The following is a 23,318-nucleotide window of genomic DNA, read 5'->3' on the forward strand; positions in this document are numbered from 1 at the left end:
GCATGGCCCAACCCAACCGACTCGCCTTCCTGGATGCCCTGCGCGGCCTCGCCGCCGTCTATGTGGTGCTGTTCCACGTCATGGCGATGCCGGCACCGGCACTGGCCACCGGGCCGGTGATGGGCGCCGTACTGGCGATGGGCGGCACCGGGGTGGCACTGTTCTTCGTCATCAGCGCGTTCTCGCTGGCCTACACGATGCCGCGCCACGCGCGCACGCCGCGCCCGCTGCTGAGCTTCTACCTGCACCGCGTGTTCCGCATCGCGCCGCTGTTCTTCGTGCTGCTGGCATTCTCGATATGGCGCGATGGCCGCGGCAGCCATGCCGGTCATTCGCTCCCGGAAATCCTGGCCAACGTCAGCTTCACCTTCAACCTGTTCCCGGGTTGGGAAGCGGGCATCGTGTGGGCCAGTTGGGCGATCGGGGTGGAGATGCTGTTCTACGCCGTGTTCCCGCTGCTGTTCCGGGTCATCGACCGTCCGCTGCGTGCGTGGTGGGTGGCGGTCGCGGGCACGCTGGCCAGCCTGCTGGCAGGCGCGGGCGTGTTCGGTGCTGGGGGGCTGGCGGCGGTAGGCGACTACGGGCTGCTGCGGCACCTGCCGGTGTTCCTGTACGGGATCCTGGCCTACCACCTGTTTGCCGCGCTGCCGACGCTGCAGGCCGGTACGGCGCGCCGCTGCTGCGCGGCCTCCCTGTTCGGTGGTGCGCTGCTGCTGGTCGCGCTGACCGTGGGCAGCGCGCGCGCGTGGGTGGTGCCGGGCCTGGGCTGGATCCTCTTCGGCGCAGGCTACGCGGCGCTGCTGGTTGGCATGTCGCACTTCCCGCTGAAGTGGGTGGTCAACCGGGTGACCGCGTATCTGGGCCAGGTCAGTTATTCGCTCTACCTGGCCCACCCCATCGTGGTGGCGTTGCTGATCCCGGTGTTCCGGCGCATCCAGGCGCAGGTGCCGCACGCCTACCTGGCCTACCTGGCCTGTGCCGTGTTGACCCTGGCCGTTGCGATTCCGCTGGCCCATCTGGGCTATCGCCTGATCGAGGTCCCCGGCATCCGCGCCGGGCACCGCCTGCTGGCGGCCATCAACGGCCGCCGCACGGCGGCGGACGCCGAACGCGCGCGGTGATCGCGGCCGCCCGGGCGGTCATGCGATAACCCGCCGCGCGCGGCCGCGGCGCGCGTCGCGGTATCCGACGCGCAACAGGATCAGAACGTCTGCCAGTCCTCGCTGGCCAGGGCCGGCTCGCGTGCGGCAGCCTGCGGCGCGGCGCTGGCCCGCCTTGCCGGCGCACGCGCGGCGGGCGCGGCGGCGAACGCGGTACCGGTCTCGGTGCGGAAAATCGCCACCGCAGTGCCCAGGTGCTGCGCCTGCTCTTCCATCGCGCGCGCGGCGGCCGTGGCCTCTTCGACCAGCGCGGCGTTCTGCTGGGTGGTCTCGTCCATCTGGGTGATGGTCTGGTTGACCTGCTCGATGCCCGCCGACTGTTCCTTCGACGCCGCCGAGATCTCGGCCATGATGTCGTTCACCCGGCGCACGCCGCTGACGATGTCCTCCATGGTGCGGCCGGCGGTCTGCACCAGCGCCGAGCCTTCGGTGACCTGGCCGACCGAGTCGTCGATCAGGGTCTTGATCTCCTTGGCGGCACCGGCCGAACGCTGGGCCAGCGCACGCACTTCGGAGGCCACCACGGCAAAACCGCGGCCCTGCTCGCCGGCACGCGCCGCTTCCACGGCGGCGTTCAGGGCCAGGATGTTGGTCTGGAACGCGATGCCGTCGATCACCGAGATGATTTCGGCGATGCGCTTGGAGGAAGCTTCGATGCCGGCCATGGTGGTCACCACCCGGCCCACCACGTCACCGCCGCGCGAGGCGACGTCAGCCGCGTTGGCGGCCAGCGCGTTGGCCTGCACGGCGTGGTCGGCGTTCTGGCGCACGGTGGAGGTGAGTTCCTCCATCGAGGCGGCGGTTTCTTCCAGGCTGGCGGCCTGCTGTTCGGTGCGGCGCGACAGGTCGCTGTTGCCCGAGGCGATTTCGCCGGCGGCCAGGTTGATGCTGGCGGTGGCCTGCTGGATGCGGCCGACGATGTCGGTCAGCTGGGTCACGGTGGTATCGGCATCGTCGCGCATCCGCGCGAACACGCCGTGGAACTCACCCTGCATGCGCGCGGTGAGGTCGCCGGCGGCGATCGCGCGCAGCAGCGCAGAGATCTGCTGCAGGTTGTCGTCACTGACCTGCATCATGGTGTTGAGGTTTTCCACCATGCCGCGGAAGTCGTGGTCGAAGCGCACCACGTCGCCGCGCAGGGTGAAGTCGCCCAGCGCGGCGGCACCGGCCAGGTCGCGGATCTGCGTGTTGATCGCACGCAGGTTGGCCTTGGTGGTGTCCATCGCTTCGGTGAAGCCGGCCTGTTCGCCCGGCAGGCGGTCCATGTCCTGGGACAGGTCGCCGACCGCGTAGCGCTGCATCACCTCGACCAGGCGGCGGGTCACGGCAATGTTGGCGCCGACCAGCTGGTTGGTGTCGCCGACCATGCGCCCGTACTCGCCGGGGAAGGCCTGCGCATCCATCCGGTAGCTCAGCTCGCCGGCCTCGTGCCGCTTGGCCATCTCGCCCTGCGCCGCCATCACCGAGGTGAGCTGGCTGCGCATGCGCTGCATCGATTCAAGCAGGCGCCCCACTTCGTCATTGCGCGGCGGCGGCAGCGCGGTATCCAGGCGGCCTTCGGCCACGTCCACCGACAGGCGTACCGCATCGGCCAGCGGGCGGATCGCCTGGCGGCGCAGCAGCACGTACACACTGGCACTGAGCACCAGCGCCGCGCCCAGGCCGACGGCCAGGATGATCCACAGCAGCGCGCGTGCCTGCGCGGTGATCAGCGCATACGGCACCACCACGCCCAGCGCGAAGCGCTCCTGGCTGCCACCGATGCGCAGCGGCACGTAGGCCTTCACGTTGCCGGCCTCATCCACCTGGAAATCCTCGAACCGCTTGTCCGCCCCCACCGCGGCCAGGATCTGGCGCGTGGTCGCATCGTCGCGGCGCTTGCCGATTTCCTTGGCATCGGCGGCGGCCAGCACGATGCCACCTGGCGAGATCAGTTCGACGCGGCCCTCGCCCATCGGGCGCAGGGCGGCCAGGCGGTCCTGCAGCGCGGCCAGGCCGAAGTCCACGGTCACCGCGCCAAGGAACTCGCCCTTGTCCAGCACCGGCGTGGACAGGGTGGTCATCAGCACCGGCTTGCCGGCGATCTCGTAGCGGTACGGCTCGGCCACGGTCTGGCGCTTGAGCGCACGCGGGCGCAGGTACCAGTCACCATCGCCCGGGGTGTCGTAGCCCTTGAGCGGATCCTGCGCGGGGCCGCCGTCCTGCCAGGACCAGTAGCTCATGAAGCGGCCGGTCGCATCGTGCGCCGGTGCATCGACGAACTCGCTGTCCTTGCCATCGAATGCCTGCGGTTCCCACAACGTGCCAAAGCCCACCCACTCCGGGTGCGAGCGCAGCTGCTGCTCCACCACCTGCGCGGCGACGGCACGGTTCAACGTGCCGGCGGCGTGCTGCACCACCAGGCTGTCGGCGAGCGCCTGGCTGGTGGCGAAGGCGGTGGCCAGCTCGGCGCCGACCCGGCGCGATTCGGCATCCGCTTCACTCTGCATGGTCTGCCGCGAGGCACCTATCAGGGCCTGGCTGGCTTCGCGGTAGCTGATGGCGGCGGTGACGCCAAAGCAGAGCATGGCAATCAGCGCGGTACCGAGCATCAGCCGGTTGGCGATGCTGCCGGGGCGCGGGGAGGCGGCGGTGCGGGACGCGGACATGGGGACGGTTCCGGGAAGGAGTACGGTTCAGCGGACGCCATCAAGCGCCACTACGGCTTCACGCAGTCCATTGCGGTCCGGATCGGCGCGGTGCGACTCACGCCCGAACCGGCAGGAAAACGGCAACACTTCGACACGGCGCGGCGAGCGCGCCTGCCGGCACGGCCGATGGCCGTCCCGGCACCGCCCCGACACGCACGTCGGGGCATTGAGCTGGATAACGGCGCCACGGCGCCGATGTTGAGTCCCGTTTCCTGACCCTGTTCAGTGTTGCCCGGGTGCCGGGGCCGGATCCGCGGGCTGCCGCCCCACGCGGTCGACCAGGGTGCGGCTGGCCGCGTTGAGCCCGCGCACCTCCACCTGCGCGCCATGCGCGCGCAGTTTGTCCAGCACCCGTTCCAGCGCCGCCACCGCGCTGAGGTCCCAGAAATGCGCCTGGGCCAGGTCCACCACCACCCGCGCCGGCACCTGCTGCAGGTCGACGCTGGCCGCGAACTGGCCGGCCGAGGCGAAGAACACCTGGCCGCTGACGGTGTAAACGCGGGTACCGTCCGCCTCGATGACATCGTCGACCTGCAGCATCCGCCCGACCTTGCGCGCGAAGAACAGCGCCGACAGCAAGACCCCGGTCAGCACCCCCTTGGCCAGGTCATGCGTGGCCACGGTGACCACCACGGTGGCGATCATCACCATCGAAGAGCTCTTCGGGTGCTGGCGCAGCTCCTGGAACGAGCGCCAGTGGAAGGTGCCGATGCTGACCATCACCATCACCGCCACCAGCGCCGCCATCGGGATCTGCCGCACCCACTCGGCGCCATAGACCACCAGCAACAGCAGCAGCACCCCGGCCACCAGGCAGGACAGCCGCCCGCGCCCGCCGGAGGACACGTTGATCACCGACTGGCCGATCATCGCGCAGCCGCCCATGCCGCCGAACAGCCCGGCGGTGATGTTGGCCAGGCCCTGGCCGGCGCACTCGCGGTTGCGCTGGCTGGGGGTGTCGGTCATGTCCTCGACGATCTGCGCGGTCATCATCGACTCCAGCAGGCCCACCACCGCCAACGTCGCCGACACCGGCAGCAGCAGGCGCAGGGTGTCCCAGGTGAGCGGCACGTCCGGGAACAGGAACACCGGCAGGCTGTCCGGCAGCGCGCCCATGTCGCCCACCGTGCGCACGTCCCAGTGCAGGCCGATCGACAGCGCGGTGAGCACCACGATCGCCACCAGCGGCGAAGGCACCGCGCGGGTGAGCCGCGGCAGCAGGTAGATGATCGCCAGCCCGGCCGCGCACACCGCCCACACCTGCCAGGACCGGCCGATCAACTCGGGCATCTGCGCCAGGAAGATCAGGATCGCCAGCGCGTTGACGAAGCCGGTGATGACCGAGCGCGACACGAAGCGCATCAGCACGCCCAGCTTCAGGACGCCGGCGAGTACCTGCAGCAGGCCGGCCAGGATCGTGGCGGCCAGCAGGTACTGCAGGCCGTGGTCCTTGACCAGGTCGACCATGACCAGCGCCATCGCCCCGGTCGCGGCCGAGATCATGCCCGGGCGGCCGCCGGCGATCGCGGTCACCACCGCGATGCAGAACGAGGCGTACAGCCCCACCTTGGGGTCCACCCCGGCGATGATCGAAAAAGCGATCGCTTCGGGAATCAGGGCCAGCGCGACGACCGTGCCGGACAGCAGGTCACCGCGGATATTGCCGAGCCATTGCTGGCGCAGCGGATAGGAAACAGACATGGGCAGACTCCGCGCGCCGGCGATGCGCACGGCGCGCTGTGTGATGAAGACACGACACTCCCTGGACCCGGCAGTGGCACGGGTGCGTGATCAACGCGATATCAGGGCGGGGTCATCACAATCCAGCAGGGCGGGCGGCGGCGGCGCGCAGGATAACGCAGCCCCCGGCCTGGCTCAACGCGCCGGTTGACCGTATCGGCGCCGCACGCGCACGATGCCGGCTCACGCCTCCCGCCACAGGTACCTGCATGTACGGTTTGATCGGAAAGATGTTGATCGCCCCGGGCCAGCGCGACAGCGTGCTCGCGATCCTGCTGGACGGTACGCGCGACATGCCCGGTTGCCGCAGTTACGTGGTGGCCACCGACCCCACCCACGCCGACGCACTCTGGATCACCGAAGTCTGGGACAGCCAGGAGGCGCATCGCGGCTCGCTGGCATTGCCGGCGGTGCAGGCCGCGATCGCCAAGGCCCGGCCGCATATCACCGGTTTCGGCGAACGGTTCGAAACCGTGCCGGTGGGGGGGCACGGGATCTGAGCGGGCCGGCTCAGCGCGCGAAATGCCTGGCGCCAGCCACGCACGCCACCGCACACAGGGTCACCCCCAGCATGCCCATGCTCACCCGCTCGTGCAGCAGCACGGCGGCCAGCGCCAGCCCGAAGAAGGGCTGCAGCAACTGCAGTTGGCCGACCGCCGCGATCCCCCCCTGTGCCAACCCGCGATACCAGAACATGAAACCGATCAGCATGCTGAACACCGACACATAGCCCAGCCCCAGCCACGCCTGGGTGCCCACGTGTGCCACGTCAAGCGGCCAGCGCAACCACAGCAGCGGCGCCATCAAGGGCAACGCCAGCAGCAATGCCCAGCTGATCACCTGCCATCCTCCCAACGTCCGCGTGAGTCGCGCGCCTTCGGCGTAGCCCAACCCGCAGACCAGCACGGCGGCGACCATCAGCAGGTCGCCCTGCAGCGAGCCCCGGCCTGCGCCGAGCAGCGCATAGCCGGCCACCGCCGCGCTGCCCAGCAGCGAGAACACCCAGAACGCCGGACGCAGGCGCTCGCCACCGCGCAGCACGCCGAACACTGCCGTACTCAGCGGCAGCAAGCCGAGAAACACGATCGAATGTGCCGAGGACACGTGCTGCAGCGCCAGCGCGGTCAGCAGCGGGAATCCCACCACCACCCCCAGTGCCACCACCAGCAACGGGGCCAGGCTGGACCGCGAGGGCGGCCGCTGACGCAAGCCCACCAGCATGGCCGCGCCCAGCAGCGCGGCGATGCTGGCGCGCGCCGCGGTCAGGAACGTGGGGTCGAGGTCGGCGACCGCCACGCGCGTGGCCGGCAGTGAGCCGGCGAAGATCAGCACGCCAATGAATCCGTTGATCCAGCCTTGTGTCCGGTCGTCCATGCCTGCGTTCCTTGAATGGACCGCCAGTGGACCACGCACGACGGCAGGGCACCCATACACAATCCAGTACACTTCCGCCGAACTGTTATGCCCTCCTGTGCAACACGGATCGCCCCATGCCACGGCCCCAGCGCATCACCCGCATCGAGACGGTCATGGAGGCGGTACGCGCGCGCATCACCGCGCGCAGCTATGTGCCAGGCACGCGCCTGCCGTCGGTACGCGCCCAGGCAGCGACCCTGCAGGTGTCGGTGTCCACGGTTGTCGAAGCCTATGCACGCCTCACCGCCGAGGGGCTCATCAGCCCGCGCCCGGGTGCCGGCTTCCACGTGATTGGTCCGGTCGCACCGCTGGCACTGGCGGGCATGGATCCGCCGCGCGACCGGCAGGTCGATCCTCTGTGGCTGGCACGGCAATCCCTGGAGCATGAGCCAGGCATGCTCAAGCCGGGCTGCGGCTGGCTGCCCGAGGACTGGATGTACGTCGAGGGCATCCGCCGTGGCCTGCGCAGCGCCGCGCGTGCCGATGCCGCCGCACTGGCCGACTACGCAACCCCGCTCGGCCTGCCTGCGCTGCGCCAGCTGCTCGCCCGGCGCCTGGCCGGGTACGCCATCGATGCGGCACCGGAACAGATCATGCTCACCGAATCGGGATCGCATGCGGTCGATCTGATCTGCCGCTTCCTGTTGTCGCCCGGCGATACGGTCCTGGTGGATGATCCGTGTTACTTCAACTTCCTGGCGTTGCTCAAGGCGCACCGGGTCAAGGTGGTGGGCATTCCGTACACGCCCACCGGCCCCGACGTGGAGGCCTTCAGCGCCGCGCTGCAGGCCCACTCGCCGCGGGTGTACATCACCAACTCGGGCATCCACAACCCGACCGGCGCCACGCTCTCGCCGGTTACCGCGCACCGCCTGCTGAGCGCCGCGGACAGCTCGGACCTGGTGATCATCGAGGATGACCTGTTCGCCGATTTCGAGCACGCCCCGGCGCCACGCCTGGCCGCGTTCGACGGCTTGTCGCGGGTCATCCAGGTGGGCAGTTTTTCCAAGACCCTGTCCGCGTCGGTGCGCTGTGGCTTCATCGTTGCCCGTGGCGACTGGATCGAAGGGCTGGCCGACCTGAAGATCGCCACCAGCTTCGGCGGCGGACGCCTGGCGGCGGACATCCTGCTCACCGCGCTGACCGCCAGCGGCTACCGGCGACACGTCGAAGCGGTGCGCACCCGGCTGGCGAGCGCGCGCGACACCACGTTGGCACGACTGGCGCCGCTCGGTATCCGGCCGTGGGTGGTGCCGCAGGCGGGAATGCTGCTGTGGTGCCAACTGCCCGATGGGGTGGACGCGGCCAACATCGCGCGCCGCTGCCTGGCCGAGGGCGTCGTGCTGGCGCCGGGCAACGCGTTCAGCCCTTCGCTCGCTGCCGCGGGCTTTCTCCGTTTCAATGCAGCGCAGGCCCAGGACAGGCGCGTGTTCGAGGTCCTGGCACGCGCGATGCGCGGCTGACGCGGCGCGCTGTCTGCGCGACCAACGGCCGTCCGGCCACGCCTCGTGAATGCTTCATCCTCGCCGCACGCGCGCACCTTCACGGGCATTGCGCAGGCCGCGCGGGAGAGTAGCCTGAAAGGAACGGTGGCAGGCAAGGCGCATGTGGGACAGCAGCAGCGATAGTGACCGGGTTGCATTGATCGACGCATTGAACGTGATGGACCCGGCGTTGGGGCGCGCGCTGGATCCGATTACCGAGCTTGCTGCGTTCACCTTCGACGTGCCCATCGCGCTGATTTCAATCGTCGACGCCGACAGCCAGCGCTTCATCTCGCGCGTCGGCCTCGCCGTGGAGGGCACCGATCGGCACGCCTCGATCTGCTCGTGGGCCATCGGCTCGGCGCAGGTGATGCAGGTGGCCGACCTGCGCGAGGACCCGCGCTTCGCACAGAATCCGCTGGTGGTCGGCCCCGAACAGGTGCGCTTCTATGCCGGCGCTCCCCTGCTCACCAGGTCCGGGCTGGCCCTGGGCACCCTGTGCCTGATGGGACGCGCGCCGCGCGTGCTGTCGCCGCTGGAAGTGCAACAGATGCAGACGCTTGCCCGCGTGGTGATGGCGCAGATGGAACTGAAGATGTCCATGGGCCGGCGCGAGCAGGTCACCGGCCTACCCAACCGCCAGCAGTTCCAGGCGGACCTCGACCTGCTGGCGCGGCGTGCCGGCGACGGGCACTTCACTGCGGTGCTGCTGGACGTCCTGGATGCCCACAGCGCCAACGACGCCGGCCAGGCCCTGGGCATGAAACCGGTGGAGGCCCTGCTCCGGCAGTCCTCGCTGCGCGTGCAGAGCGTGCTGCAGGACCAGGCGCAGGTCTACCACGTTGGCGTCAGCCGGTTCGCGTTCTTCCTGGTCGACCAGGACCGCACGCAGGTGGAGGCGCTGCTGGATCGATTGCGCGAACGCATGCGGCGACCGCTGATGGCCGGCAGCGTGCCGATGTTGCCGCAGTTCCATGCCGGTGCCTGCCATTTCAAGGCAGTCGCGGCCGACACCAACGACCTCATCCGCAAATGCCTGGTCGCCATGCAGCATGCGGTGCAGACCGATGCCTGCCTGTGCTGGTACTCCGACGAGCGCGACGCGCGCCTGCGCCGGCGCTACCGTCTCGCCTCCGATGCCGCGCGCGGCCTGGCCCAACACCAGTTCAGCCTGGTCTACCAACCGCGTTTCAGCCTGCACGATGGGATGCCGGTGGCTGCCGAAGCGCTGCTGCGCTGGGTCCATCCCATGCTCGGGCCGGTCAGCCCCGGCGAGTTCATTCCGGTGCTGGAGCGCACGGCATTGATGCCGGCGTTGAGCCGCTGGGTGGTCGATCACGCGCTGGCCCAGCTGGCGCTATGGCAGCACGCGCTCCCCGGTTTTGGCCTGTCGCTGAACCTGTCGCCGCGCGACTTCGATGATCCCGGCCTGTGGCAGATGCTGTCCACCCGGCTGCAGGCGCATGGCCTGCCTGCGTCGCTGCTGGAGGTGGAAATCACCGAGGGCGAATGGTTGCAGGGCCACCCCGGCGCGGTGCCGCAACTGCGCGCGATGGCCACCGCCGGGATCCGTATCGCCATCGATGATTTCGGCAGCGGCTACAGCAACTTCGGCTACCTGAGCGAAGTGCCGATCTCCCTGATCAAGATCGACCGCAGCCTGGTGACCGGGCTGGCGCGCTCGCGCACCTCGCGACTGAAGGTGGAGGCCATCATCAAACTGGCCCGGCAACTGGGCTACCGCACAGTGGCCGAGGGCGTGGAGTCCGACGCCGAACTGTCGCTGCTGCGCCTGTGGGGTTGCGACGAGGCGCAAGGCTACCTTCTCGCCCGGCCCATGACGGCCGACGCGGCCACCCTGCTGGTGGATGCGTGCCGGGCCGGCTCCCCGGGCGAAGACACCGCCTGATCGTCACGGCGCGCGCTCCTCACGCCGCCAGCGCATTAATTCACCGCCCCTTGATCGCACGCAGGACTACGCTCGGCGTGCAGTAGCCAGGGAGCCATGCAATGCCGAACACGGGACTGTTCTACCTGCTGGACGTCGCCGGCGATGCCGACAAGCAAGACCCGCACGTACTGCGCAGGCTGTGCTTCGTGCGCGCCGAATGCCTGCTCTGCCACACCCTGCTCAATGCCGCCAGCGCGCCGGGCCTGGTCAACGTGGCGCACGGCTCGGCCGTGCTCACCTGCGCCCACTGCGGCAACCGCCAGGCGATCTCCGGCGCACGCTTCTCCGACTTCGCCATGCGCCTGCAACGCGGCCTGATCCCGCCGCGCGAAGACGTGTTGCCGGTGGTCTCGCCGACGCCACCGGACCTCATCGTCGCCGACCCCATGCCGCACAAGCCTGCCCTGCGCTAGCGGCGGTCAGGCCTGCCACACGCTGAAGTCGCCGTTGGCCTCCACCGCCGTCAGCACGAACTCCTGCCGCCAGTCGACCAATACCAGCCCGAACGCCGCGTGCAGGGTGGCGAACACCGCCGAGAGCTGCATGTCGTCGCCGTCCAGCGTGGCTCCCAGCGCGCGCACCCCGCCTGCGTCGGCCAGTCCGTGCAGCAGCACGTCCGAGGACGGCTGGATCGCGAAGCCGCCCACCACCTGCCCCAGTGCCTGCGCGGAGGTGGTGAGAATCGGCGCGGCGATCGGCAGCGTCGCGAACTGGTCGGCCAGCCGCTGCACCGCACCGGGCGCCTGGACCAGCACGGGTCGGTCCAGGTGCCGCACATGCAGCGCCGACCAACCATTGGGCAGGCGATGCGCCAACTCGAACGCCTTGTACTCGGTCAGCGCGCGCTGCAGTTGCGGCAGGGCCGCGGCGGGCCAGAATTCCAGCTGGCACCACTCGTCCTCGTGGAACTGCGGCGCCCCATCGGCCGTGGCCGGATCGGGTGCACGGAACTGCAGCGCATCGCCTGCGATGGTCGGCATCGAGTACAGGACCTCCGCCGGGTCAAGCCGCTGCGGGGGAACCTCCTTGCGCGATCCCAGTGATGCCTTGATCCGATCCATCCAGCCCATGTCTACTCCCTGCAAGGTGGCGCCCGCCCAGGGCGATGTGGTGACGTGCCGCGCTGCCCGCGGGCCAACGGCGCCATGAAGCGTCCGTGTTCAGGTGAGACGTTCGGGTGAAGGTCGGCCCGTGCCACGCCGACCGCCGGCATGCGGTGTGGTTTCCCAGGCGGCGGCGCGCCCTTCCAGCGGCGCAGGGGCGCCATGCGACGACAGGCGGCCGGGCGGCTGCGGATGTGCCATGCTGCGCGCAATCACCACGGAGACACCGCAATGGCCAAGGGCATGGACAGCAAGAAAGAGCAGAAGAAGAAACCCGCCAAGACCGCCAAGGAAAAGAAGGCGGAGAAGAACGAGAAGAAGACCACGCGGGGTTTTGCACCGACCTGAGCCGGCGCGGCCCGGCTCAGCCGTCGCCGCCCATCAGCCAGCGCAGCGCCTGCGGGAACGACACCTGCCAGTCCTCGGGGTAGGTGTGGCCGCCGTCGTGGGTCCGCGAGCGCACCTGGTTACCCTCGCCAAACAACCTGCGGAAGTCCTCACTCATCCGCAGGTTGCGCGGCCCTTCCTCGCGACCATTGACCACCACCACGCGCTTGCCGCGCGCCTTGCTCTCCGTCGGCGTGGCCTGGCTGCCGCCGGGCGACACCAGCAGTGCCCCGGCGTAGTCCTGCGGATGCTGGGCCAGCAACGCACCGGCGTGCTGTGACCCCTGCGAGAACCCCATCAGGTAGATCCGCTTGCGGTCGATGCATTGCCGTGCGGCCAGCGCGTCGAGTCCGTCCTGCACCGCCCGATGGGTGCCGTCGAAGCCCGGGCCGATCCAGCGGAAGCTGTCGAACGTATCGATCATTTCAGTGCCGTTGATGCCAAGCAGCACCGCGCCGGCATCGGCGAGCGGCTGATCGCTTTCATCCAGGTGGCCATTGATGCCATAGCCGTGCAGCCAGACCACTACCGGCGGGCAGGCACCGGCGGCCACCACCCCCGGCGAGGGGGGAAGTACCGAGATCGCCCCCACCCTGCCGGCCGCCACCTCGCGGTAGCGCCGCTGGGCATTGGCCAGCACGCTCTGGAAGGCCGGGGTCTGGCGAAGATCGGCGAAATCGGCATCCTCGGCCAGCATCGGACCAAACCACAGACCGCGCTCATCGGCTTCGCGCAGGTAGCGCAGCGCCAGCATTTCATCGGTGCCACGCCGGGCCAGCAATGCGGCCACCTGGTACGGCGCGCGCAGTTGCGCGCGGTCCTCGCGGCTGGCGGCCAGGTACAGCGCAAGGGCCTGCAGCTCGTTGCTGTCTTCCATGGCATCGGCGCGCTTGACCAGATCCTGCGCGTCATCGGCATTGATCAGCGCATTCACCACCGGACTCAGCACCGGGAAGGTGGCATCTTCGACCTCGTCGGCCGTGGCCGCGTGCAGTGCGGGCGCGCAGGACAGGAGGGCGGCAGCCAGGGCGAAACCGAACAGACACTTCACGCGGATCTTCCTTGAGGTACGACGGCAGCGGCGGAGTCTATCCACCCTGCCCGGTTTCGTCACCCTCGGCGTGGCGCACGTGCGCCTGGGTTACCGCGCCTACGCGACATTGCCGACGCCCGCCATCGATGCATGCGTGCGTGCGTCAACCGATCTTCAGCCCGCTGATGCGCGCGTCGGCCACGACGAACCGGTGGGTCAGCACCACCGGGCTGCCCGGGAAGGTGCCACTCACCCGTGAGGTCACCACATCCTGGCCGTCGCGGCGCTCCCACTGCAGCGGTTCGGTACGATGCTGATAGCGTGCGCGTGCGTGCGCCATCCACGCGGCAATCGCCGCCACGCCCCGATGGTCCTGGCGCTCGTCGTGGACCGTGGCGTCGACAGCAAAGCAATCCTCGATGCGAACGCCGGGTTCACCATTACTGAGCGCAAAGTAGCGCGAAAGCGGCAAAGGCAGATCGAGCGTCATCACACGTGCTCCGCAAGGGGTCTGGCGATATTCTCGACGCGGCCCGGGCCGCCCACAAGAACGCACGAAAAGGTAAGTAACCGTCGCCATGAGAAAGGCATACACACCAGACACCGCCGCATCGGACGTGGCCGCCGCCCTGGACGTGCTGGACGGCCGCTGGAAGCTGCTGATCCTGTTCCACCTGTTCGACGGAAAGATCCAGCGCTACTCCGACCTTGAGCGGCTCATCCCGGCCATCTCGCAGAAGATGCTCGCCCAGCAGCTGCGTGCACTGGAGGCCGATGGCATCGTCGAACGATCCGTCTACCCGCAGGTGCCACCCAGGGTGGAGTACCGCCTCACCGCATGGGGGCAGGCGCTCTGCCCGGCACTGGATGCGCTGTTGCTGTGGCGGGAGCAGAAGCCCCCTGCGGCGGATGCGCCGGCTTAAACCTTTCGCGTGTTTGCTGCATCCAACGGGGGATACCCACCGCAAGGCGAACGACATGAAGGCATGGAAGCGGCTGCTCCTGGTGTTGCTCATCGCTGGTACGTTGCCGTTGAGCCTGGCCAACGCGGGTCACCCCGTGGCGCAACAGGTCCATACCCGCGACATCGACAACTTCTGGATCGCCTACGACGCGGTCCGCGGCGAGGCCGATCCTGCGCGCAGGCAGCAGCTCATCAAGACCCTCTATATCGACAAGGGCACGCCGGGGCTGCATGCGCTGATGCAGGCGCGCCACTACAGCGGCGAGCAGTACGTGGCGGCCATCGATGCCTGGCCGCGCTACTGGGCCTCGATACGCCCGCTGACCGGCCGCGCGTTGGCCGCCACCACCGCCCTCGATGCCGACCTGGCCAAACTCAAGCGCCTGTACCCGGCGCTGCGTCCGGCCAGCATCACCTACGCGATCGGCGTGCTGCGCACCGGCGGCACCACCCTGGACGACAAGGTGCTGATCGGCGCCGAGCTTGCCCTGGGCGATGACAGTGTCGACGTGTCGGAGCTGCCCGAACCCCTGCAGACCCGCTTGCGCACGTTCTACGCCTCGCAACCGTTCCACAACAACCGCCAGAACAACATCCACGAGTACATCCATACCCAGCAGGTGGAGGCCGGCGACACCCTGGCCCAATATGCGTTGCGCGAAGGCGCGGCGGAGCTGGTGGCGGAGCTGGTCACCGGGAAGAAGCCCGACCTGCCGCTGTACGTGTACGGGCCGGCGCATGAGGATGCACTCAAGGCGCAGTTCCAGGCCGACCGCCACGGCAACGAGTACCGCGACTGGCTGTATAACAGCAGCGCGAATCGCTTCGGGGTCAGTGACCTGGGGTATTACGTGGGGTACCGCATCGCCCGTGCTTACTACGACGCGCACCCGGACAAGGCCAAGGCGGTCGCCGACCTCCTCGAGCTTCGGTATGACGACAGGGAGGCCGTGGATGAGCTGATCGAGCGCTCCGGGTACTTTTCCGGCTAGTCAGGCTGGCGTCACGGCGACACTCGCCGACCATGCACGTTGATCACCTACGAAGTGCCGCGACATCACCGATTGCAACGCTTACCGACCTGTCTTCAGTCTGCTTCGGCCAGCTGAAACGTTCTAGCGCTTGAGCTTCTCAGGCTGCAGACCAAGCGTTGGCAGGGAGTGTTTCCTATCCTCCGCAGGAACGTCGCTCTCTTTGTCCTCCGGCGTTTCCCCAGTTAAATCCTCACTGGGTCACCACCGGGCGCTACGACAACGATCTGCCAGCCGTGAAACCATCGAGCAAGCGCTGAATTTTTCCAACCATTTTCCCAATCGCATAAAAAAGGCACCCGGGCCGCGCCTGAGTGCCTGTTTTCTTGGTGGCCCACCAGCAACCGCATAATACCCGCATCTTCCTGATTAATAAGGATAAATCCGCTTGCCAAGTCCGGAATGACACACTAAACGACTCACTATGTGGATGCCGCCCCATGACAAAGGCAGCACTCAGGATTCCCGTCCCAGGGTGAATGAGAGCATGTTCAGGCTTCAGGGCCGCCCTTTCTGCAGGAGGCGGCACCGGAGAGAAAATGAATGGAGAGCTTTCAGTGGTGATTTACAACTAATTGCATATCGCGGAGCTGGGACAGTTCCTAAAGTCGCCGTCTTTCCCGAGTAGATCGCGACACATGTCCCACTATCCCCGCCCCCTACATGCTCACCTGCTGTCGGTCTCAATTGCTGCTGCCCTGGGTTGCACCGCGCTCTCCGCCAGCGCCCAGGCGTTGGCACCGGTAATCGCCGACGGCAGCGCGGAAACCGCGGCATCTGGCGCTTACGATAACGCTGACGATGGGGCGGCGGGATATGTGTTCCACGCGTTGAACAACGGCAGCATCACCCACACCGGTTCGCTGACTCTGACTGCTACCGGCATCAATTCCGCAGCCGTGCGCGCGGAAAGCGGCGGACAGGTGCTGCTCAACGACAGTACGGTAGGCACCACCGGCAACGGTTCAGCGGGCTTGTGGGCCACTGACGGCGCAACCATCACGTTGGGCAGCAGCGGCGGGAGCGGGGTTACCGTCAGCACTGAAGGTAGCAGTGCGCGCGGCGCGCTGATAGATAGGGCGGAACTGGTGGCCACTAACGCGATCTTCCAGACAAGAGGCGCCGTCTCCAATGGCATCCAAGCCAGCAATGGCGCCACGGTCACGCTGACCGGTGGGCGTGTGAGTACCGAAGGGCAGCAGTCCGATGGTGTGGTGATCGACAACGCCGCGGCCACGCTGACCGGCACACGGGTGGAGACATCCGGCTCCAGTAGCAATGCAGTGGTGGCGCGGGCCGGCGGCACCATCAACGCAGATGGGGTCTCTCTGGTCACTGCTGGCTACGGCGGTTACGGCGCCTTTGCGGACAGCGGGAGCAACATCACCCTTAGAAGCAGCACCATTGAGAGCACGGACAGCCGACATGGCCGCGGCGCCGGCGGGAGTGGCACGGTCACGCTGCTGGACACCACAGTCCACGCGCTGGGAGCCAGCTCCACCGGCGTGACGATGGATGACGGCGGCAGGCTTAACGTGGAGCGCGGGAGCATTACCGCCGACACAGGCGTGTTCCTGTGGGACAACACCACGGCCACCCTCACTGACACCAAGATCAATGGAGGCGGCTACGGCATCAACATCAACGGAACGGGCAACGTTGTCACCTTGATTGATGTGGACATCAGCACCGCTACCAACGTCGGTACTGGTATCTGGTTGCCCGGCGCCTCGTCCTTGATCATGCACGGCGGCAGCATCAGCACGCTTTCCAACCAAGGCGTGGCCATCGACAGCCGCTCAGGCGCGGTCGAGCTGGAGGGGGTTGCCATCGCCACCGCCGGCACTTCTGCCCACGGGTTATATGCCTCTAAGGATGCCGGCACCGGCCTGCCAATCTTTGAGGCCAGCGGCGTGACCGTCACCACCACCGGGGCTGGCAGCATCGGCGCAGTGGCTAGGCTGGGGGGCAGCGTCAACCTGCGTGATAGCGTCATAAACACCCACGGCGCCAAGGGTTATGGCGTGCTCAGCGGCGGTAACGGTGTGATGACGCTGACCGAAACTGATGTGCGGACCCGCGGGAACGACGCCTGGGCCGCTGTGGTCAATGCCAATGGCAGCCTGGACATCAACGGCGGCTCGCTGATCAGCGAGCGGCACGGCGCACTGTGGGTGCGCACCGCGCGCAATGTGAGCGCACGCAATGGTGCGCGATTGATCGGCGGCAATGGCATGCTGATGGCAGTGGATGCCGCCTTCGCCAACCCATTCGAGCTGAGCTTGGACGGCGACGTGTTCGCGGACGGCGACATTGTGACAACGCCCGAGGACATCGCCGCCGGCGTACCAGTGGTCTCCGATGTACGCGTGCGCCTGGACAACCGCTCGCATTGGCAGGGCGCCAGCAGCCTAGTCAAACAGGTCAGCTTGCAGAACGCCAGCCGCTGGACCATCACCGGAGACTCCAGCGTGGACAAGTTGACGTTGGATAACAGCACATTGGCGCTGTCGGCCCCCGGCGCGTCGCGCTTCAACTTGCTGACCGTGAACGGCGACTTCGAGGCGGACAACGGCTTGCTGATCTTCAACGGTGCGCTGGCGGGCGATGACTCCTTCATTGACCGACTCCATGTGCGCGGCGACAGCCGTGGCAATGCCACGGTGCAGGTCAACAACGTGCATGGGCTGGGTGCACAGACCGACAACGGCATCCTGCTGATCCAAGTAGACGGCACCTCAGGCGCCGCATATACCCTCAATGGCCGCGCCGTGGCCGGGAGCTATGACTACTTCCTGCACAAGGGCGGCACGCTGACTCCGAGCGACGGCCACTGGTATCTGCGTTCGGAACTGGGCACGCTGCCGCCGGACCCGTGCGATACCGATCCCAACGGTCCTGGCTGCACTCCCCCGCCGGACCCATGCAGCGCTAACCCGAACGCCCCCGGCTGCATCACCCCACCGGACCCGTGCCTGGAGAACCCCAACGGCACCGGGTGCGTGGCGCCGCCGGACCCGTGTGAGGCCGGCCATGACGAAAACTGCGACCGCCCCACGCCGCAGGTGGTGCGCCCAGAAGCGGGGGCCTACTTGGCCAACCTGCGCGCCGCGCAGGACATGTTCCGCATGGGCTACCACTACCGTCTGGACGGCCAGAATAGCGGACGCAGCTGGGTACGGGTGGACGGTGCGCGAGATGGATACAAGGACGGCGCCAACCAGCTGTCCATCAACGGCAACCGCCAGGCGCTGACCTTGGGCACCGACCTGCTGCGAACCGAAAACGGCAGCAGTATTGGCATCACTCTGGCCAGCGGCGATGCCAGCAGCACCTCGGTTAGTGCACTGACAGGCTATTACGCCCGCGGCAAGGTCAAGGGCGAGGCGCTGGGTGTGTACGGTACATGGCGAGCTGGAAGTGCCGTCGATCCGTACGCCGGCTTCTACGTAGATGGTTCGGTGCAACGCGCCCAGTTCCGCAACCGTGTGGAGGGGGTGGGCCTGGCAGCTGAGCACTACCGCAGCCGCGCTTGGCAGGGCGCGCTGGAAACCGGCTACGCCGTGCGCGTGGGTGGCGCAGACAGCGGTGGCATCTTCGTGGAACCTCAGTTGCAGTTGGGCTACAGCCGCTGGGATCAAGCGCGCCATGTGGAAGCCAACGGCACATCGGTGATCGCCGACGATGCCAGCGGTCTGTTCGGCCGCACCGGCGTACGTGTGTCAGGCACCACCCGCGGTACGGGCGGCTCCGCACAGGTGCAGCCATTCCTTGCCGCTCATTGGTTGTACGCACACACGGCACCGGGCGTCCACATGGACGGGAAGCGGGTGGAGGCACGGATTCCGCGAGCCCGTGGTGAGTTTAGCGGCGGTGCGTCGCTGAGGTTCGCCAATGGAGTAAGGGCTTGGGGTAGCCTGGGCGTGCAGCAGGCAGGCGGCTATCACCAAGTCCAGATGCAGTTGGGCATGAGCTACAGTTGGTAAGGCTCAAATTGCATTGCGGAGGAAGCCGGCTTCGGGCCGGCTTCTTGCTTATCACCACCTTGGATTTTCCGGAGAAACCCAAGCGCCTGAGTGGGCTAGTGGACCTCGCCACTCCCTAAAAAGTGAGCCAGTATCTCAGCGCTATCTACCGATTTATCAAGTACGGCGGTAGCCCCGGCCTCGAAACACTCTCGTCTGGTCACCGCATCCACGCCGGACACAATAACTATGTCCATGCCCGGGCAGACGGCCCTCAACTGGGCGACGAGCTTTAGAGTGCGAAGCTGTCCACATCCCAGCTCGAGATCGATTGCGACCACTTCCAGAGACTGCTCACGCACGAACGAGACAAATGATCTGCCGTCGGTATGGACGCCACATAAGACCAAACTCGGGGCCGCGTCGATCAGCACCTTAAGGCCTATGGCAGCAACTGGATGACCTTCGAGTATCGCGATTCTTCTCACGGCTAACCTCTAATGGCTGCATAGAAGCGGGGGCACGCGTCATCTGATCGCGGGACATCCCCAGATAAGCTAGAGTCTCACTACGCCGTATTCTTAAGAATGCAATTTGTTTCAATTTTCAGATTGGGAGCGAAGTCATGGCGGAAGGCCCGGGGCTCATTTCTACATTAAAGTCGCTCGAAGTCGAACTAGCTTCCCTCCGATTTCAATTAGGCCTCTCGCGCGCAGATCTCTCAGGCAAAGACTGGCTGACCGTGGAGGAGGCCGCTTTCTACTGCGGCGTTAGCACCTCACAGTTCAACGCAAAAGCCACCGAGTACTCGCTCGAGCCGCGCAACTTCATGGGGAAGAAGCTGTACGAGAAAGCATCCCTCTACCTGGCGATCCATGGAGCCAGCCAGTGGAAACGAGGGCCGCTCAGGGGCTACGCTACCGAGCCAGGATCACCCCGCATAGCTGAAGCTGCTGCAAGGCTCGCCAGATACGAGAAACGACGCAGCCGGACTTGAGGAGAAGGGCTTGAGCATCACGGTAAAGCTATTGACCTTGGCGCAGGCAGCGGAACTCTCAGCCTGCTCGACCAAAACCCTGCGGCGAGCCATCGATGCGGGGGCGCTCACCGCTTACCGACTCGGACAGGGCGCAAAGTCGGATCGAATTCACCCTGCCGACCTGAACATCTGGTGGGGCAAATGCAAGGTGCAAACATGCCAGTCACAAAGCGACCCAATGGAAGCTATCAGGTTACCGTTGGATTCGGTGGACGAACGGTTAGAAAGACTTCTCGCCACTGGACGTTCAAGGAAGCCAAAGCCTACGAGGTCAAGCTCCTCTCGGCGAACAAGGACAAGGCCGCCGGGAAGCAACCTGAGCGCCTGATCGGCCACGCCTTGGAGAAGTGGCTGATTGACCATGTGCCCCGGCTTCGCTCAGCGAAGAAGACCATGGCTCACGCCGCCAAGCTGCAGCGGTACATCAGCGGCAGGAAGCTATCGGAGGCGCCGCAGGTGTGGGCGGAGATCAAAGCTGCGGAGATCGGCAAGGCTCCGGCCACGGTGAACCACAAGGGCCGGATTCTGAGGCAGGTCACGCGGATGGCATGGAGGGAGTGGGGGTGGTTAGAGCGGCCAGCGGCGATTGCGCTACTGCCCGAGAAGCCGCGCGAGACGTTCCTGACGACCGAGCAAGTCGAGGCACTGGCGAGGGGCATGCCCCAACCCGATGGCGGGCGACTACGTGCGTCTGGCGGCGTATACGGGGATTCGGCGGGGACACCTGCTGCGACTGACCCATCACGACGTGAAGGATGGCTTTCTCCGGCTGGATCGGACCAGCAAGACACGGACGCTGCAGTTGGTGCCGCTGCACCCAAAAGTGCTTAGCGTGGCCCAGCGATTGCCGCTGGGTATCTCGGATGATGGGGTGCGGGCGTCATGGAAGACGGCCCGGGAGGCTTGCGGGTTAGAACACGTTCGGTGGCATGATCTGCGCCACACCTGCGCGTCCTGGCTGGTGCAGGCCGGGGTATCGCTGCATACGGTATCGGAGGTGCTGGGGCACAGCTCTCTGGCGATGACAAGGCGTTACGCCCACCTCGCGCCGGAACATCTGGCCGACGCCATAAATAAGCTGACCTGAAGCTACGACGCGGGATTTTGAGCACTGGACGGAACGGTGTTACAAATCGCCAAGGTCGGATATGACTGCTTGGCTAGCCGTGAGGGTGGCACAGAGCAGCTTGCCGCCCGACACCACACGTCCAACATGGGCATTCTCGTGCGCGGCCTGCAGCCGCCCAGCATCCAGCACCCAGGCGGGGTCGAAGTTGGCCGGCCTATCTCTCAGCGGGTCTCCTGGCGAAGCTAAGCCGCCCTCTAGAGGCTGCACGACGACCGGTTTTGCGTTAGCACTCTTGGCGTAGGCGGTAGCAACCATTCTGCCGCTCTTGGGTGACCATCCACCGAGAACCAGCTCGCTATGAAGAACGTCGCGTGGGATGCCGGCTTGAATCGCCGCCGTCTCATAAGCAGGCCACAACTTCTCGATGACCAAGCCGAACTCTGCCATGAGTTGTTCCATGGTGAAGTCCGCGCGGAAGCTAGCCTGGAGGCTTAGCTCGTAAAGCCTCAAGAAGAACTGGGCCGAGCCTCGGGTCGCCAGAATCAAGTTGTGCTGGGGGATTAGCAGCAGCTTGGCGCCGGTAGAAAGCTCCCCCGTCGCCGCGTCTTGGGCCAAGGTATCGACCGCGACAAGCAGCTTGTCCGGGCTAAGGATTACGTTGAGGATGCTCATTGAGTAGCCCGCTTGGCGAAGCTGAACTATCGCGGGGCTGTGCCGCCCTGTCTAGCGCCGCCTAGGTAGACCCACTCACTCGCCATCAACCCGACGCCGACGAACTCGCCGACCGGCTCGGTTAGATTCCCGCCATGCTAGGACCTCGCCGGCGATCCATGTGGCTGGCCGCATGGACACCCTCACGGGGAAGTCTGGCCTACACGCCACCGTTTCCAGGACGGTGCGCCCGGCAAGACCCAGCAGCTCACCTACGGCCTCTGCGTTGATGGCCCGAAGCTCAAAGGGCACTTGGCTTTGGTCGGACATGCTCATGGCTCCCTGAAAAGTACTTGGTACTGAAACTAGCTATGAGGATTCCCAACGATGTGAAAACGCAAAAAAAGGAATCGAACCCCTTGCGCCGCAAGCGTATCGGCGCCGCTTGGCGTAATCCAAGGTCTACGTAGCCACCACGAGTGCGCACTTATGCGCCGCTCCTACAGCCTCGGATTAGGTATCGCGTCCAATCGTCTTTGTTGCTGCATCTCCGTGCGGCTGGGCTTGGGAGGTCGATCCTGCGCCACCAGCCGCGCTACAGCTTCCTTCATTGGCACGCCTTCCAGTACCCGGGCGGCACACCACCGCTCGGCGTAGCGCTTACCCTGGGCGATGCTAGCTGCTCGGACCTCCTTGTCTTCCCACAGCTTCCTGCAGGACAGGCGGACCCGGACACCTTTGGCATCTGGCTGAACGGCGGCGATCTCCCGGCCGTTCCGCCACAAGCCCCAGCGCTCGCCGTGCTGCACCCAGCCTTGACGCTGAGGGGCGGTCTTGAATCCGGTGAAGTTGCAGGGCGGCAGCATGTGCGCAGGATACGGACCGGGGTCTCAGATTCCGCGACTGGCCTTGGTCTCCCGCAATCGATCCCGCTCTACCGAATCCGGGACGTCAGGCCCCGGATCCGGTAGTCGCAGGTTCCTAAGCGCCAGGCTCTCCCCTCGAACGGCTGCCGCCCTTGTTAGGCGACCCCGCGAACGCAGAACGGTCAAGCTGGACCTCGCCTCCCCCTTTTCCGTCACTCTCTGGCTTCCTGAGCGGCGCTAGGATCGGCTCCCAGCGAGTGCCATAGGGGCCTTGCACCGCTACCGCACCGATGCATTTCAGTCCTTTCTTGTTCATCTTTTTCTGCTTGATTGCGTCCCGACGGCCGGGGCCCAGAGAGCATGCGCCCTAAGGAAAGCCGCTATCTTGACCACTTTCCGATTCTAGGTGGCTGCCGGACCGGGCCTCTATTCGTCGTCTTCCACGGCGGTGAACTTGTACACCTTGCGGAACAACGCCAAGGCGATGCTGAATCCGGTTACGAGTGACGTAACGCGTGACGTAACGGTGACGTTAGGCCGCTGCTACGACGCGAGAAACGGTTTCAGAGCCGTCTGCGAACGGTTCCCCTGTCACCCACATGGCGACAAGGCCTGGATCGAGCGGCGGATCGCAGCAGGGGTATCGACCTCAGGAACGGGCCTGCCAATAAAAGGCTGGGGATCTTTATCGATCTGGCCCTTCATATGGTCTATGACCTTATCCGGACTTAACCCTGGATCTACGCAGACCCTTTCCCCTCTCACTCGA

Annotated in this window: 18 protein-coding genes; 10 read left to right on the forward strand and 8 right to left on the reverse strand. The window is 66.5% G+C overall.

Features of this window, described 5'->3' with window-relative positions:
• The first annotated feature begins 2 nt into the window (after nt 1–2).
• Complete coding sequence (locus M2421_RS18870) at nt 3–1,121, forward strand: acyltransferase (protein WP_259209745.1); 1,119 nt, start codon at nt 3–5, stop codon at nt 1,119–1,121.
• Nucleotides 1,122–1,201: 80 nt separating this feature from the next.
• On the opposite strand, the gene M2421_RS21005 is transcribed toward M2421_RS18870, so the two are convergent.
• On the reverse strand, nt 1,202–3,808 hold the full coding sequence (locus M2421_RS21005; RefSeq protein WP_310440331.1) for a methyl-accepting chemotaxis protein: 2,607 nt from the start codon (nt 3,806–3,808) through the stop codon (nt 1,202–1,204).
• A 264-nt stretch (nt 3,809–4,072) separates the two neighbouring features.
• Complete coding sequence (locus M2421_RS18885; protein ID WP_259209748.1) at nt 4,073–5,551, reverse strand: SulP family inorganic anion transporter; 1,479 nt, start codon at nt 5,549–5,551, stop codon at nt 4,073–4,075.
• Nucleotides 5,552–5,799: 248 nt separating this feature from the next.
• Between M2421_RS18885 and M2421_RS18890 the strand changes: the two genes are divergently transcribed.
• Entirely contained in the window at nt 5,800–6,090 is a 291-nt protein-coding gene (locus M2421_RS18890; protein WP_259209750.1) for a putative quinol monooxygenase, read from the forward strand.
• Nucleotides 6,091–6,100: 10 nt separating this feature from the next.
• Here M2421_RS18890 and M2421_RS18895 read toward each other — a convergent pair whose 3' ends face one another.
• A complete protein-coding gene (locus tag M2421_RS18895) occupies nt 6,101–6,964 on the reverse strand; it encodes a DMT family transporter (RefSeq protein WP_259209752.1) in 864 nt (287 codons plus the stop codon).
• A 116-nt stretch (nt 6,965–7,080) separates the two neighbouring features.
• Between M2421_RS18895 and M2421_RS18900 the strand changes: the two genes are divergently transcribed.
• From M2421_RS18900 to M2421_RS18910, 3 genes are all read left to right on the forward strand, one after another.
• On the forward strand, nt 7,081–8,469 hold the full coding sequence (locus tag M2421_RS18900) for a PLP-dependent aminotransferase family protein (protein ID WP_259209754.1): 1,389 nt from the start codon (nt 7,081–7,083) through the stop codon (nt 8,467–8,469).
• A gap of 142 nt (nt 8,470–8,611) precedes the next feature.
• Nucleotides 8,612–10,399 (forward strand): sensor domain-containing phosphodiesterase, encoded by a 1,788-nt coding sequence (locus tag M2421_RS18905; protein WP_259209757.1) that lies wholly within the window; start codon nt 8,612–8,614, stop codon nt 10,397–10,399.
• Between the two features lie 101 nt (nt 10,400–10,500).
• On the forward strand, nt 10,501–10,854 hold the full coding sequence (locus M2421_RS18910; RefSeq protein WP_259209758.1) for a hypothetical protein: 354 nt from the start codon (nt 10,501–10,503) through the stop codon (nt 10,852–10,854).
• Nucleotides 10,855–10,860: 6 nt separating this feature from the next.
• On the opposite strand, the gene M2421_RS18915 is transcribed toward M2421_RS18910, so the two are convergent.
• From M2421_RS18915 to M2421_RS18925, 3 genes are all read right to left on the reverse strand, one after another.
• Nucleotides 10,861–11,511, reverse strand: coding sequence for a hypothetical protein (locus tag M2421_RS18915; RefSeq protein ID WP_259209760.1), 651 nt, complete (start codon nt 11,509–11,511; stop codon nt 10,861–10,863).
• Nucleotides 11,512–11,908: 397 nt separating this feature from the next.
• A complete protein-coding gene (locus M2421_RS18920; RefSeq protein ID WP_259209761.1) occupies nt 11,909–12,982 on the reverse strand; it encodes a hypothetical protein in 1,074 nt (357 codons plus the stop codon).
• A 145-nt stretch (nt 12,983–13,127) separates the two neighbouring features.
• Nucleotides 13,128–13,454 carry a nuclear transport factor 2 family protein gene (locus M2421_RS18925; RefSeq protein WP_259209763.1) on the reverse strand — a complete coding sequence of 109 codons (327 nt, stop codon included), beginning with the start codon at nt 13,452–13,454 and terminating at the stop codon, nt 13,128–13,130.
• 88 nt (nt 13,455–13,542) lie between these two features.
• Here M2421_RS18925 and M2421_RS18930 point away from each other — a divergent pair, with 88 nt between their 5' ends.
• The 5 genes from M2421_RS18930 to M2421_RS18950 all read left to right on the forward strand — a co-directional run bounded on the left by M2421_RS18930 (nt 13,543) and on the right by M2421_RS18950 (nt 21,050).
• Nucleotides 13,543–13,887, forward strand: a complete 345-nt coding sequence (locus M2421_RS18930) for a winged helix-turn-helix transcriptional regulator (RefSeq protein WP_259209766.1) — start codon at nt 13,543–13,545, stop codon at nt 13,885–13,887.
• A gap of 55 nt (nt 13,888–13,942) precedes the next feature.
• Nucleotides 13,943–14,920, forward strand: a complete 978-nt coding sequence (locus tag M2421_RS18935; protein ID WP_259209767.1) for a DUF2268 domain-containing protein — start codon at nt 13,943–13,945, stop codon at nt 14,918–14,920.
• Nucleotides 14,921–15,597: 677 nt separating this feature from the next.
• A complete protein-coding gene (locus M2421_RS18940) occupies nt 15,598–18,945 on the forward strand; it encodes an autotransporter outer membrane beta-barrel domain-containing protein (RefSeq protein ID WP_259209769.1) in 3,348 nt (1,115 codons plus the stop codon).
• Nucleotides 18,946–19,549: 604 nt separating this feature from the next.
• Nucleotides 19,550–19,921, forward strand: coding sequence for a hypothetical protein (locus tag M2421_RS18945; RefSeq protein ID WP_259209771.1), 372 nt, complete (start codon nt 19,550–19,552; stop codon nt 19,919–19,921).
• A 712-nt stretch (nt 19,922–20,633) separates the two neighbouring features.
• Nucleotides 20,634–21,050, forward strand: a complete 417-nt coding sequence (locus M2421_RS18950; protein ID WP_259209773.1) for a site-specific integrase — start codon at nt 20,634–20,636, stop codon at nt 21,048–21,050.
• Nucleotides 21,051–21,089: 39 nt separating this feature from the next.
• Here M2421_RS18950 and M2421_RS18955 read toward each other — a convergent pair whose 3' ends face one another.
• On the reverse strand, nt 21,090–21,704 hold the full coding sequence (locus tag M2421_RS18955; RefSeq protein WP_259209775.1) for a hypothetical protein: 615 nt from the start codon (nt 21,702–21,704) through the stop codon (nt 21,090–21,092).
• 479 nt (nt 21,705–22,183) lie between these two features.
• Nucleotides 22,184–22,549: a hypothetical protein gene (locus M2421_RS18960; protein ID WP_259209777.1), complete on the reverse strand. Its 366-nt coding sequence runs from the start codon at nt 22,547–22,549 to the stop codon at nt 22,184–22,186.
• Nucleotides 22,550–23,318 lie beyond the last annotated feature (769 nt).

The sequence above is a fragment of the Stenotrophomonas sp. BIGb0135 genome, assembly GCF_024810105.1.
GTDB lineage: Bacteria > Pseudomonadota > Gammaproteobacteria > Xanthomonadales > Xanthomonadaceae > Stenotrophomonas > Stenotrophomonas maltophilia_AB.